Origin of the sequence: Brevundimonas sp. P7753 (assembly GCF_013386595.1) — a bacterium.
Taxonomy (GTDB): domain Bacteria; phylum Pseudomonadota; class Alphaproteobacteria; order Caulobacterales; family Caulobacteraceae; genus Brevundimonas; species Brevundimonas bullata.
The window spans coordinates 1-477 of sequence record NZ_JACARP010000223.1; the positions used below are offsets into that span (position 1 = coordinate 1).

The 477-nt window shown below is 68.6% G+C and carries 1 pseudogene; it reads right to left on the minus strand.

Annotation, left to right across the window (positions count from 1 at the left end):
• Positions 1–460, minus strand: a pseudogene (locus tag HX774_RS19265) (hypothetical protein); the annotation flags it as partial.
• Positions 461–477: the final 17 nt, after the last annotated feature.

Genomic DNA, 477 nt, shown 5'->3' on the forward strand with positions numbered 1-477 from the left:
CGGCATAGACGACCCTGGCGAACAGGGGCCAGGCGAGGAGGCCAAGGACGAGGATCACCGCGCCCGCGCTTTGTCCGAGAATGGCTACCGCCGCCATGGCGGCGACCAGGCTGGGAAAGGACAACGTCAGATTGACCGTCTGCAGGATGATCCTGCGGGGCACGCCGTCGAATTCCGCTGCGAGCAAACCTGCGCTTACGCCAAGCACGAGCGAAATGGCGTTCGCGGCGAAGGCGACGCCCAGCGACCACGGGGCGCCGGCTAGAACCCTGGCGAGGATCGGCCGGCCGAGTTGGTCAGAGCCGAGCAAGGTGGTCCCCCCCGGAGGGGTGAGGCGGGCGAAAAGGTCCATCTCTGGCGGCGGCAGGGCGACGGCGAGAAACATGACGCTCGCGGCGAGGAGGACGGCCCCGGTCAGCACGGCGCCGGCGACGCCATTCTGTATGCGCGAGCGGCTCATCGTACGCTTCCTGCGAG